Source organism: Streptomyces sp. PSU-S4-23, from assembly GCF_055632315.1.
The window spans coordinates 2050374-2062545 of record NZ_JBVMUU010000002.1; the positions used below are offsets into that span (position 1 = coordinate 2050374).

The window sequence follows — 12172 nt, forward strand, 5'->3', positions numbered from 1 at the left end:
CGCGGATTCATTCCGGGGCCGGGCACGTTTCTTTTGTCTTCCCTCCACTCATGCTCGCACACGCGACGGAACGGGGACACCAGCCTGCGGGGAGAAGCCCGGGGCGTGCCGCCGTCTCGCCGGGTGGGGCGTGCCGGGATTCACGTCACATCGACGTTATGGCCATCGTCAACATGACGTGAACCGGTTATGATAGATAGCGTCATATCGACGAAAAGGCGTGTACCGCATGTCCCGCCGGCCCACTCCCGGGCCGGCGGGCCGCAGAACAGAAAGGGTGCGTGTCGTGACCACCGCCCAGACCCAGGAGCTCGACGTACAGCCGACGCCCCTCGCCCTGCTGCTGCTCGGCCGCGAGGCCGATCCGAGGAGCGAGCGGGGCGTCGAGTGTCCCGGCGAGCTGCCCTCCCCCTCCGACCCGGACCTGGTCGAACGGGCCCGCGCGGCCAAGGAGAAGCTCGGCGACAAGGTCTTCGTGCTCGGCCACCACTACCAGCGCGACGAGGTCATCCAGTTCGCGGACGTCACGGGCGACTCCTTCAAGCTGTCGCGGGACGCGGCGGCGCGGCCCGAGGCCGAGTACATCGTGTTCTGCGGTGTGCACTTCATGGCGGAGTCGGCGGACATCCTGACGAACGACCAGCAGAAGGTGGTCCTGCCGGATCTGGCGGCGGGGTGCTCGATGGCCGACATGGCCACGGCCGAGCAGGTCGCCGAGTGCTGGGACGTGCTGACCGACGCGGGCGTGGCCGAGCAGGTCGTGCCGGTCACGTACATGAACTCCTCCGCCGACATCAAGGCCTTCACCGGCGAGCACGGCGGCACCGTCTGCACCTCCTCGAACGCGAAGCGGGCCCTGGAGTGGGCCTTCCAGCAGGGCGAGAAGGTCCTCTTCCTGCCGGACCAGCACCTGGGCCGCAACACGGCGGTGCGGGGCATGGGCATGTCGCTCGACGACTGCGTCGTCTACAACCCGCACAAGCCGAACGGCGGGCTGACGGCCGACGAGCTGCGCGCCGCGAAGATGATCCTGTGGCGGGGCCACTGCTCGGTGCACGGCCGCTTCAGCCTCGACTCGGTGAACGAGGTGCGCGAGCGGATCCCGGGCGTCAACGTACTGGTCCACCCCGAGTGCACGCACGAGGTCGTGACCGCGGCCGACTACGTGGGCTCGACGGAGTACATCATCAAGACGCTTCAGGAGGCGCCGGCGGGCTCCAAGTGGGCCATCGGCACGGAGCTGAACCTCGTACGGCGGCTGGCGAACCGTTTCGCGCCGGAGGGCAAGGAGATCGTCTTCCTCGACCGCACGGTGTGCTTCTGCTCGACCATGAACCGTATCGACCTGCCGCATCTGGTGTGGGCGCTCGAGTCCCTCGCCGAGGGCAACATGGTCAACCGCATCGAGGTCGACAAGGCGACGGAGGCGTCCGCGAAGCTGGCGCTGGAGCGGATGCTGGCGCTGCCGTAACCCTCCTTGCCGCCGACATCGCCGAGGGGCGCCCCGAAGGGTGCCCCTCCGCTGTGGGCGCGGCGCGCCGCCACGCGGCTCAGCCGATGGCGATACGCGGATGAGCGCCCGGGCTGATCCAGCCCATGATCCGGTCCATGGTGGCCCTCGGCACGGACACACAGCCGGCCGTGGCCCCGGAACCGTTGACGTGCAGGAAGATCCCGGCACCGCGGCCGGGCGTGGCGGGCCACCGGTTGAAGTTGATGACGAGGGCCTTCGCGTACTGGGTGGGGTAGTTGACGAGGTGCTCGCTGCCGCGGTCGCCGGCCTCGGTGAGCGGGAAGTCGGCGCCCGCCTCGCCGTGCATCGAGTTGTAGTACTGGGACTCGGGGTCCTCCACCCACCAGTCGGTGTCGTCGACGACGTGGTACGGCATGCTCGTCCCGCTCGACTCCACGCCGAACCCCTCGGTGATCGTGTACGTCCCGGAGGGGGTGGTGTACGTCCCCTGCCGCCGGGTCGCCCCGTCCACCACACCGTTCGATCCGACGCGCCCGGCAGTCGTGGCGAACTGCTCCTTCCAGCCTGCGGATCCCTTGGCCCAGGCGGTCACGGTCGCATACGAACCGCTGGCCTCGACCGTGATGACCTGGGTGGCGCCACCGACGTCGACCGGCACGGGGAAGTGCGGTGCGGCCGTGCCGCCGCCCTGCCCGGAGCCGGTCGCCGTGCCCGTCCCCGTTCCCGTCCCGGCACTTCCCTGCGTGGCGGTGCGGGACGCGCCGGCGGACGCGGATGCGGCGCGACCGGACGTGGCGGACGTCGACGGCGAGGCCGACGCGCCGGCGGAGGCGCTCGCGGACTCGCTGGGCGAGGCGGACGGAGCCGACGAGGCGGACGCGCCCTGGGCGTCGCCCCCCTCCCCCGCCACCCGGGCGGATCCGGACTCGGCGGACCCGCCGCCGCAGGCGGTCGCGAACATCAGCGCCCCGCCGACGGCGGCCACGGCGAGGCGCCTGCGGGCAGCGGAAGAGGGCAGCACAAAACAAGAGGGCAGCACGGAAGAACCCTTCGACTGGTTCGGCAGAAAAAGAACGGGAAGCTGGAAGCCGGGAAAGCGGCAGGTAGGCGTGCCGGCAGGTTCCGCGGCGCGCCTAGGAGGCAGCGCCGGGCCGACGACGACCGACGGCCTCGGACGAGGCGGACCCTCAGGCGGCGGGCGTCCGGGCCCGCCCGTGCAGCGTCAGCCAGAAGGTCTGCAACGACTCCTCCGGACCGCCCACCTCGAAGCGGTTGTGCACCTTGCCGAGGGGATTCCACACCCGCCCGTCGGGCATGCGCACGCCGACCGGCTGCCCGAAGTAGCCGCGCTGATCGGCGTCGAAGTCCACCCAGACCGCGCCCGCGCGGCGCACGAGCACCTCGCCGACGTACGCGCCGAGACCGAAGAGCGTGCCGGACAGCCGCTCCGGGGCGGCCAGGCCCTTGCGCAGCCCGTCGACCAGGAAATCGACCACCCTCAGACTGGCCACGGAGTAGTCGAGCGGCAGCCGGTTGCGGGCGGTGACGCGTGCGACGAAGGCAGCCGCGCACGGCCGCATCCGATTCGCGTACGGAACGCCCTCGACCGCCTTGCCCATGGGACCCCACCCCTTCAACTCGGCTCCAGAGGAACGCCAATTGGTCCCCCCGAATTGGTCAAGCGCATGCCAACACAGGAACATCACGGGTCACGGACATGACGAATGCCACAGGAAGGACCCACAGCCCGCGCACAACCTTTTCGCCCTGTGCGTGTCCGTTACAGCCATCGGCCTTCGGCAGGGGCGAGCCCCTGGCCCGAACCGAGCCGAGCCGAGCCGAGCCCACGACAGAAGACCCCATTGACCCCGTTTGTCCGCACGTTGGCCTGGACGGTCCCGACTCGTGTACAACCGGGCATCTTCCGATCTTGAAGGAGTGCGCGCGTGAGACCTCGTCCCGGCGTCGCCCTGCTGGCGCTCCCCGCCGTTTCGCTCGTCTCGCTGTCGCTGTCCGGGTGCGCCGGGAGCGGGTCGACGGCTTCCGGAACTCCGGTGGACTCCGCCTCCGCGACCGCAGCGAAGCCGACATCGGCACCCCCCGAGCCGAGGACGCCCGAGGAGTTCCTCGCCCGGGCGAGGGAGGCGATGTCCGGGCAGCAGGGCTGGACGTTCACCGTCAAGGGGAACGAGGGCCTGCTCTACCAGGGGAGTCAGAGCACCGCGACGTACAAGGCCACGGTACGGCGCACGCAGAACCCCCTGGCACTCCACTCCACGGGAACGACGTACGCCAAGGGCGCAGCGAAGCCCGAGGAGGTCTACGTGGTGGACGGGACCGGATACGTCAGGAAGGGCGGGGCGAGGGCGCGGTGGAAGAGCGGTGCCCTCTCCGACCCGGCGATCGCGAACGCCGTGGAGGACCCCGTCGCCGCGCTCGACGCGTTCGGGACGTACGCCGGGGAGCAGCACACGGGCTCCGGGGTCCTGGTCGTCACCTCGACCGCCGGACAGGTCGAACTGCGGGTGAACACCGCGTCGGCCACCCTGACCGCCGTACGGGACCGGGGCGCCGTCAAGAAGGCGGTACGCGAACTCGCCCCGACCCTTGAGAAGTTGCGCGCGGCGGGCATCACGGCTCCCGAGGACCGGATCGTCGTGCAGAACGTCGAGGAGGTGCTCTTCCTCGACGCCGGCACGTACCGCATCAGGTCGCACCGCTTCCGGTGCACCTTCCTCATCCCCTACCGCGGCCAGAACCTCCGCTACAGCCAGGACGTGACGGAACGCGCCCAGGGCCCGTACACGGGGACCATCACACTCCCGACGGGCGTCGGGTGAGCCCGGCCGCGGGACCGGTCGGCTCGGAAGGAGTGCAGCGAACACGTCCCCGCGATCCAGGACCTCGCTCGCGAGCGCTGGTTCGGCCGCTGTGCGGTACTGCACGACGAGCACGGGACGCCGCGGGAGATCTACTTCTGGGGCTGGTCCGGAGACTGAGCCGTCGTGATCAAAGGTGTGGCAGGGGGCTGCGCGGTGTGCGGGAGAGAACGGCGCGGGACGCGATGGCGTCGGCCCGCAGCGCTCGTGGTACTGGCCTTGGTGCTCCTCGCCGGGGTTGCCTGGCGCCTCATCCGCCTCCATGACGCTCAGCCCCGGTTCGCCGTCGCCTCCTCCCGCTCCGCGCTCCTCGGGACGTGGAAGACGACGGATGGCAGGACCGGGCAGGTCGAGTTCTTCGCGAACGGACGGTTCTCGGCTGCCGGGCTGCCGCTCGAGACGCTCACGCCGTCGTCGGGCGGGGAGTTCACCGGCGGGGGAAGGTGGTCACTTGCCGACCGTGGAAGGTCGGTGGCCCTCACGCCGGATCACCCGCCGTCGGACATGAGCCCGGACGCGAGCCTGGCGGTCGTCCGCGCCGAGGGCCGCGTACAGCTGTGCGTCACGTCCAGCTCACCCGGAGTCTTGTGCGACCGTCTACTGCGGCTTTCCGCAGCGCCAGGGCGACGCGAGTGATGCACGCGGGCGGGTGTCGTGGTGGGGCGGGGGGAGGGGTCCGGTGCCGGTAAGGCATCCGTCATCCGTCGCATCGCGGCGGTCGGCTGCTGTCCGGCAGCAGCAGGCTCCGCCGAGGGCGCAGGCCGGCACGGCATTGCGCCTCAGTCGCGCGGTGACGGCCCGCCGGTGCCACCGACGGGCCGTCACCGCAGTCCGAAGCGCCACCGCCAGCAGCGCGTTCGGCCGCGCCACCTGCTCCGGAGCGCCGCCCCGGCCGACGCCCGCAGGGTGAGGTCTTCAGCTCTCCGGCAGGCGCTCGCCCCTGCTCACCGCGATCCGCAGCGCGTCCGCCAGCGCCGCGGCCAGCTGTACGCCGGTGAAGCGCAACTCCCGCCTCCCCGTGGCCTCGTCGGCGAGCAGCGGTCTGGCCTCGGCCAGGATGAACCGCGCCGAGTCGAGGAGGTCCGCCTCCAGTCGGTCGGCCAGGCGGGACAGGAGACTCTCCGGGTCGTCCGTGCTCAGGTAGCACGGGGCGCCCTCCGGCGTCGTCCACGGGAGCAGGCGCAGCGCCGCCCCGTCCCGTCCGTCGCGCATCATCTCGTCGCTCCCTCCGGATCCGGTCATTCCGCTGCGGGACCGGATCGCTGATCGTTACCTTCTGTGGTGCCATCGTCGCTGTGCGACATGGGCCCTGAACAGGAGCGCCCCGTCCCATCGTCGAGAACGGGACGATCAGCCCGGGAGGCGAGACCGATGACGTTCAAGCCGCAGACCCTGACCCCCTACCTCTCCGCCCGCCACTACTTCGGCGCCGAGCAGCGCCGCCACCGCGAGGCCGCCAAGCTGTCGCTGCTGCAGCTCGCGGACATCCTCAACTCCAGCAAGAGCACGCTGGCACGCGTCGAGACGGCGGAGTTGATGCCACCGCCGGACCTGCCCGACCGGCTCGACGCCGCGTTCGGCACGGACCGGCACTTCCACGGGCTGTACCAACTGGCCAAGCGCGAGGCGCATCCGGACCAGTACCGGCGGTTCATGGACTTCGAGGCGCAGGCCGAGGTCGTCGAGAACTTCGTAGTCCAGACCATCCCAGGACTGCTGCAGACCAAGGAGTACGCCGAAGCCCAGCTCAGCCTCCAGGAAGAGCTGCCCAGGTCGAAGGTGGAGGAACTCGTCAACGCCCGCATGTCCCGCAAGGACCGGCTCAACTCCACTGAGCCCCCACTGCGGTGGGCGATCATCGATGAGGGAGTCCTCCGGCGGCCGTTGGGCGGCAGGGACTGCATGTACAAACAACTGGCCTCGCTGCTCGCGCAGGTGGATACTCCGGACAGCAAGGTCCAGGTGATGCCCTTCAGTGCCGGTCCGCACTACCTGATGGGCGGCGCGCTGACCCTGCTGACCCTTCCCAACAGCTCCACCGTGGCCTATGAAGAGGGCATCGAGGTCGGTCACCTCCACGAGGACCGGGACTCGGTGAAGAAGTGGCGGCGGCGGTACGAAGTCCTCCGCGCCAACGCCCTCCCACCGGCCGCCTCGGCAGAGCTGATTCGACAGGCGATGGAGGACTACAAGCCATGCAGCACACCCCCGAGCTGAGCACCGCCCGGTGGCGCCGGAGCAGCTACAGCAATGCGAACGGGGGTGATTGCGTCGAGATCACCCAGGACCTGCCCGGCGTCGTTCCCGTGCGCGACAGCAAGAACCCCCGAGGTCCCGTGATCGTCGTCCCGGCCGCCGCCTGGGACGCGTTCGTCGGCTCGCTCAAGGCGTAGGGCCCGGGTCAGTCCGCCCTCGGGCGCACCAGGCCCGACTCGTAGGCGATGACGACGAGTTGGGCCCGGTCGCGGGCGCCCAGTTTCGCCATGGCCCGGTTGACGTGTGTCTTCACCGTGAGCGGGCTGACCTCCAGGCGTTCTGCGATCTCGTCGTTGGAGTGGCCGCCGGCGACCTGGACGAGCACCTCGCGCTCGCGGCCGGTGAGGGTGCCGAGCCGGTCGGAGTGGGCCGGGTCGCGGCCGTCGTCGCCGTCGCTCTGGGCCAGGAAGCGCGCGATGAGCCCCTTGGTGGCGGCGGGCGACAGCAGTGCCTCGCCGCCGGCGGCCAGCCGGATGGCGTTCAGCAGTTCCTCGGGCTCGGCCCCTTTGCCGAGGAAGCCGGACGCCCCTGCGCGCAGTGACCGCACGACGTAGTCGTCCACCTCGAAGGTCGTCAGTATGACCACCCGCACCTGGGCGAGGGCCGGGTCGGCGCTGATCAGGCGGGTGGCGGCGAGGCCGTCCGTGCCGGGCATCCGGATGTCCATGAGGACGACGTCGGCGTGCTGCTCCCTGGCCAGCCGTACCGCCTCGGCGCCGTCGGACGCCTCGCCCACCACCTCCATGTCCGGCTCCGAGTCGACGAGTACGCGAAACGCGCTGCGCAGCAGCGCCTGGTCGTCGGCGAGCAGGACGCGGATGGTCATACGGGCCCTCCCTGGGCGGTGGTCACACGGTCTCCCCGGCTGCCGCCGCCGCGTGGTTCCTGACGGGCAGGATCGCATGGACCCGGAAGCCGCCCCCGTAGCGGGGACCGGTGGTCAGGGAGCCGCCGAGGGCGGTGACCCGCTCCCGCATGCCGAGCAGGCCGTGCCCGCCGTGTTCCTCGTCGCCGCCGGGCTGTCCGGCGTCCTCGTCCGTTCCGTCGTCGAGGACCGTGATCTCCACGTGCGTTCCCACGCGTACGACGCTGACCTCGGCCTTCGCCTCGTGGCCCGCGTGCTTCTGCACATTGGTCAGGGCCTCCTGGATGACGCGGTACGCGGCGAGGTCGACGGCGGCGGGCAGCGTGGTGCCGTGGTCGGCCCGGGCCACCTCGACCGGGAGGCCGGCGTTGCGGAAGGTGTCGGCGAGTTCGTCGAGGCGGGCGAGCCCGGGAGCGGGCTCGGTGGGGGCCTCCGGGTCGCCGGACTGCCGGAGCAGGCCGACGGTGGCGCGCAGTTCGTTGAGCGCGGAGCGGCTGGCCTCACGGACGTGGCCGAGGGCCTCCTTCGCCTGGTCGGGCCGCTTGTCCATGATGTGCGCGGCGACCCCGGCCTGCACGTTGACCAGGGCGATGTGGTGGGCGACGACGTCGTGCAGGTCGCGGGCGATGCGCAGCCGCTCCTCGGCGACGCGGCGCCGGGCCTCCTCCTCGCGGGTGCGTTCCGCCCGTTCGGCGCGCTCCCTGATGGCGTCCACGAAGGCGCGGCGGCTGCGCACGGCGTCTCCGGCGGCCGCGGCCATGCCCGTCCAGGCGAACAGGCCGAGGTTCTCCTGCGCGTACCACGGAAGGGGACCGTCGAGCATGGCGGCGCCGGTCAGGACGGTCATGGTGAGCAGGCCGACCCGCCAGGTGGTGGGCCGGTCGGTGGTGGAGGCGACGGTGTAGAGGGCGACCACGGCCGACATCGCCACGGGGGCGCGGGGGTCGGCGGTGACGAGTTCCACGAGGGAGAGGGCCGCCGTGGCCGCGAGGACGGTCATGGGGGCGCGCCGGCGCAGGACGAGTGCCGCCGTGCCGAGCACCATGAGGGCGACGCTGAGCGCGTTCGGGGTGCGCGTGCCCCAGGAGGAGCCGTCCTCGGCGTGGGGGTCGAGGAAGGAACCGGCCACCATGCAGAGGAGGACGCAGAAGGCGAGGGCGGCGTCCAGGGCCAGCGGGTGGGCGCGCATTCTGCACCGGGTGCGTTCCAGGGTGCTCACGCTTGTTCACGGTACGGGGCGGCTGCGCCGGGCGGAACGGTCGGGGCGGGGCGCCCAGGGGTGGTGGGCGGCACCCGGGGTGGTCGTGCCGTGCGGGGGCTGCCGCCCCCACGCCCCCGCTTTCGGCCTGAACGGCCTCGTCCTCAAACGCCGGACGGGCTGGTGTGGCCCGGCTCCGGCCGAACAGTGCCCAGCCTCAAACGCCGGACGCTGGTGCGGCCCGGCCCCGGCCGGGCAGTGCCCCGGCCTCAGCCCGGGATCAGGCCGTCGCCGTCCAGCATCTCGCGGACCTCCGCGAGGCTCGCCTCGGGCAACGGCAGGATCAGCTCCGACGGTTCCAGGGAGTCGTCCGGCAGGGGGGCGCCCAGGCGGCGGACCGCGTCCAGGAGGGCGTTCAGGGTGCGGCGGAAGCCCTGCTCGTCGCCGCCCTCCACCTCCCGGAGCAGCTCGTCGTCCAGCTTGTTCAGTTCGGTGAAGTGGGCATCGTCGAGCTGCACCTGCCCCTCCCCCATGATCCGCACGATCATGTCGCCCTCCTCAGGCGTGGGACCCGGTGGATGACTGGGCTACTGCTTGTCGAAGCGCGGCGTGTCCTGCGGCTGGGACTGGGACTGGCCCTGGCCCGTGCCGCCCTCGATCGCCTGGGGCTGCGTGGCCGAGCCCCCGGCCAGCTCCGCCTTCATGCGCTGCAGCTCCAGCTCGACGTCCGTGCCGCCGGAGAGCCGGTCCAGTTCGGCCTGGATGTCGTCCTTGGCCATGCCGGACGGGTCGTCCAGCGCGCCCGAGGCGAGCAGCTCGTCGATGGCGCCCGCGCGGGCCTGCAGCTGGGCCGTCTTGTCCTCGGCGCGCTGGATCGCCAGGCCGACGTCGCCCATCTCCTCGGAGATGCCGGAGAACGCCTCGCCGATCCGGGTCTGCGCCTGGGCCGCCGTGTAGGTGGCCTTGATGGTCTCCTTCTTCGTGCGGAAGGCGTCCACCTTCGCCTGGAGTCGCTGGGCCGCCAGGGTGAGCTTCTCCTCCTCGCCCTGCAGGGTCTGGTGCTGGGTCTCCAGATCGGTCACCTGCTGCTGGAGCGCGGCCCGCCGCGACAGCGCCTCGCGGGCCAGGTCCTCGCGGCCGAGGGCGAGCGCCTTGCGGCCCTGGTCCTCAAGCTTGGTGGACTGGCTCTGGAGCTGGTTGAGCTGCAGTTCGAGGCGCTTGCGGCTCGTCGCCACGTCCGCGACGCCGCGACGCACCTTCTGCAGCAGTTCCAGCTGCTTCTGGTACGAGTAATCGAGGGTCTCGCGCGGGTCCTCGGCCCGGTCAAGGGCCTTGTTCGCCTTCGCGCGGAAGATCATCCCCATACGCTTCATGACACCGCTCATGGGCTTCGCGCGCCCCCTTCTGACGGACTCCAGCTCACAGATCTGCGACAGAACCCACAGTACGGGCCCTGCCTCCATTACCGCACTGTTCGAGGACGGATGCGGTCATCCGCAAGGACGACTGCGCAACGGTCCCGCTCCGGCGTAGGGAGTAGGTGCCCCCCGGGTTACGTACGGGGTGGCTCCCGGATTCCCTCAGCCGCCTTCCGGAAGAACGTCGGCGGTCTTCCCTTTTGAGGCCCCTCTGTCCCAGTACAGACGACCGGTGTTGCCGGATCGTTCCCCACGGATCGGGGGTCCATGCGTGGAGACCCCGTACCCTTGGGTTTCGTGTTCCGTAGCCGTGCCAAGGAAGAGAAGGCCCAGGTCGCCGACAAGGCGCCGGTGACCGACTCCAAGCAGCCCCGTGACCCCCAGGCCCCGAAGGGCCGGCCGACGCCCAAGCGCAGTGAGGCCCAGGCCCAGCGTCGCAGCGTCGCCAATACCTCGACGACGCGCAAGGACGCCGCCAAGCGGCAGCGCGAGGAGCGCCGCGTCCAGCTGGCGAAACAGCGTGAGGCGCTGGCCGGCGGTGACGAGAGGTACCTTCCGGCGCGGGACAAGGGCCCCGTCCGCAAGTTCGCCCGCAACTTCGTCGACGCCCGCTTCAACGTCGCCGAGTTCTTCCTGCCGATGGCCGTGATCATTCTCGTGCTGAGCATGGTGCGGGTGGCCTCGATGCAGAGCATCGCGCTGATGCTGTGGCTCGTCGTGATCGTTCTCATCGTGCTCGACTCGATCGTCTCCGCGTTCCGGCTGAGGAAGCAGCTGCAGGAGCGCTTCCCCGACCAGAGCAAGAGGGGCGCGATCCCGTACGCCCTGATGCGTTCCCTGCAGATGCGCCGGCTCCGGCTGCCGAAGCCGCAGGTCAAGCGCGGAGAGCGGCCCTGAGCACGGCTGCGTTCTCCGAGGGTGCGGCCGACGCCTGGCTGAGCCGGCTCGGCGGTCTGCGTGACGTCGTACGGCAGGAGCTGGTCGCCCGGCAGCTCGACGAGCAGATAGCCGGGCGGTTCCCGGTGGGCCGGCGGCTGCGGGTGCTCGACGTGGGGATGGGCCAGGGTACGCAGGCGCTGCGCCTGGCCAGGGCCGGGCACCAGGTCACCGGGGTGGAACAGGATCCGACGATGATCGCCGCGGCCCGTGCGGCCCTGTCCGGCGAGCCCGAGGGCATCCGGGAGCGCGTGCGGATCATCGAGGGCGACGGGCGGGACACGGGGGTGCACTTCCTGCCCGGCAGCTTCGACGTCGTGCTGTGCCACGGGGTGCTCATGTATGTGGAGGAGCCCGATCCGCTGGTGGCGGGGCTGGCCCGGATGCTCGCACCCGGCGGGCTGCTGTCGCTGCTCGTCCGCAACGGGGACGCGCTGGCGATGCGGCCGGGCCTGTACGGGGACTGGGGCACGGCGCTGGCCGCCTTCGACACCACCATGTATACGAACCGGCTGGGGCTCGATGTGCGGGCCGACCGGCTGGAGGCGCTGACCGCGACGCTCGCGGGGATCGGGGCGCCGCTGCACGCGTGGTACGGGGTGCGCGTCTTCACCGACACGGCGGCGGACGGGGCAAAGGTCCCGCAGGACGTGGACAGCCTGCTGGCCGTGGAGGAACGGGCGGGGCGCACGGACCCGTACCGGCGGGTGGCCGCGCTGCTGCACCTGTGCGGGGTGCGTGGCTGAGGTCCGCCCCATGGGGTGGGCTCAGGACCACCGAAGGGGCGGGCTGCGGCGGCCGATGAGGTGGGCGAGGGCGGTGGGCCCCCGCCCGGCGGTCTACGACTCGTCGGCGTGCAGGCTCATCGGACCGTAGATCTCCGTCGTGTCCTCGAACAGCCGCACCTGGTCGGCGCCCCCGGCGAGCAGTTCCTTCCAGTGCTCCCCGAGCCAGGACTCGGCGTCCCCCTGCGTGGAGAACTCCTCGGGCGCGACCGCGGGCCGGACCTCCGTCCCGTCGGCCTTCTCGAACCGCCACGTCCACGCCACCATGTACGCCTCCCAGATGTGAGCACACGCAGAGCAGGAGCCGGATCCAGGTCCGGCCGCTGCCCCGAGCCTATGTGTTCCCCCCGGCGGGGAGGAG

At 71.3% G+C, this 12172-nt stretch carries 14 protein-coding genes; 6 read left to right on the plus strand and 8 right to left on the minus strand.

Going from position 1 to position 12172, the window contains the following annotated elements:
• The first annotated feature begins 286 nt into the window (after positions 1–286).
• On the plus strand, positions 287–1471 hold the full coding sequence (gene nadA, locus ACZ79I_RS10160; RefSeq protein ID WP_471496221.1) for a quinolinate synthase NadA: 1185 nt from the start codon (positions 287–289) through the stop codon (positions 1469–1471).
• A gap of 79 nt (positions 1472–1550) precedes the next feature.
• Here nadA and ACZ79I_RS10165 read toward each other — a convergent pair whose 3' ends face one another.
• Both ACZ79I_RS10165 and ACZ79I_RS10170 read right to left on the minus strand, forming a co-directional pair.
• Positions 1551–2495 (minus strand): L,D-transpeptidase family protein, encoded by a 945-nt coding sequence (locus ACZ79I_RS10165; protein ID WP_471496223.1) that lies wholly within the window; start codon positions 2493–2495, stop codon positions 1551–1553.
• Between the two features lie 166 nt (positions 2496–2661).
• Positions 2662–3093 carry a hypothetical protein gene (locus ACZ79I_RS10170; protein ID WP_471496225.1) on the minus strand — a complete coding sequence of 144 codons (432 nt, stop codon included), beginning with the start codon at positions 3091–3093 and terminating at the stop codon, positions 2662–2664.
• Positions 3094–3420: 327 nt separating this feature from the next.
• On the opposite strand from ACZ79I_RS10170, the gene ACZ79I_RS10175 reads away from it, so the two are divergent.
• Complete coding sequence (locus tag ACZ79I_RS10175) at positions 3421–4314, plus strand: hypothetical protein (protein WP_471496227.1); 894 nt, start codon at positions 3421–3423, stop codon at positions 4312–4314.
• Positions 4315–5268: 954 nt separating this feature from the next.
• Here ACZ79I_RS10175 and ACZ79I_RS10180 read toward each other — a convergent pair.
• Entirely contained in the window at positions 5269–5568 is a 300-nt protein-coding gene (locus ACZ79I_RS10180) for a hypothetical protein (RefSeq protein ID WP_471496229.1), read from the minus strand.
• Positions 5569–5724: 156 nt separating this feature from the next.
• Between ACZ79I_RS10180 and ACZ79I_RS10185 the strand changes: the two genes are divergently transcribed.
• A complete protein-coding gene (locus ACZ79I_RS10185) occupies positions 5725–6570 on the plus strand; it encodes a helix-turn-helix domain-containing protein (protein WP_471496231.1) in 846 nt (281 codons plus the stop codon).
• On the plus strand, positions 6549–6746 hold the full coding sequence (locus ACZ79I_RS10190) for a DUF397 domain-containing protein (RefSeq protein WP_471496233.1): 198 nt from the start codon (positions 6549–6551) through the stop codon (positions 6744–6746). Before ACZ79I_RS10185 ends, ACZ79I_RS10190 begins: the two co-directional genes overlap by 22 nt.
• A gap of 8 nt (positions 6747–6754) precedes the next feature.
• Here the strand turns inward: ACZ79I_RS10190 and ACZ79I_RS10195 are convergent, their stop codons facing one another.
• The 4 genes from ACZ79I_RS10195 to ACZ79I_RS10210 all read right to left on the minus strand — a co-directional run bounded on the left by ACZ79I_RS10195 (position 6755) and on the right by ACZ79I_RS10210 (position 10057).
• On the minus strand, positions 6755–7435 hold the full coding sequence (locus ACZ79I_RS10195; protein WP_471496235.1) for a response regulator: 681 nt from the start codon (positions 7433–7435) through the stop codon (positions 6755–6757).
• A 22-nt stretch (positions 7436–7457) separates the two neighbouring features.
• The gene (locus ACZ79I_RS10200) at positions 7458–8693 is read right to left on the minus strand and encodes a sensor histidine kinase (RefSeq protein ID WP_471496237.1); all 1236 of its coding nucleotides are present in this window, start codon (positions 8691–8693) and stop codon (positions 7458–7460) included.
• Positions 8694–8941: 248 nt separating this feature from the next.
• Positions 8942–9220: a PspA-associated protein PspAA gene (pspAA, locus tag ACZ79I_RS10205; protein ID WP_471496239.1), complete on the minus strand. Its 279-nt coding sequence runs from the start codon at positions 9218–9220 to the stop codon at positions 8942–8944.
• A gap of 39 nt (positions 9221–9259) precedes the next feature.
• Positions 9260–10057, minus strand: coding sequence for a PspA/IM30 family protein (locus ACZ79I_RS10210; protein ID WP_471496241.1), 798 nt, complete (start codon positions 10055–10057; stop codon positions 9260–9262).
• Positions 10058–10357: 300 nt separating this feature from the next.
• On the opposite strand from ACZ79I_RS10210, the gene ACZ79I_RS10215 reads away from it, so the two are divergent.
• Positions 10358–10987 carry a DUF3043 domain-containing protein gene (locus ACZ79I_RS10215; protein WP_471496243.1) on the plus strand — a complete coding sequence of 210 codons (630 nt, stop codon included), beginning with the start codon at positions 10358–10360 and terminating at the stop codon, positions 10985–10987.
• Positions 10988–11067: 80 nt separating this feature from the next.
• Entirely contained in the window at positions 11068–11772 is a 705-nt protein-coding gene (locus ACZ79I_RS10220; RefSeq protein ID WP_471504857.1) for a class I SAM-dependent methyltransferase, read from the plus strand.
• Between the two features lie 93 nt (positions 11773–11865).
• On the opposite strand, the gene ACZ79I_RS10225 is transcribed toward ACZ79I_RS10220, so the two are convergent.
• Positions 11866–12078, minus strand: coding sequence for a hypothetical protein (locus ACZ79I_RS10225; RefSeq protein WP_381080832.1), 213 nt, complete (start codon positions 12076–12078; stop codon positions 11866–11868).
• Positions 12079–12172 lie beyond the last annotated feature (94 nt).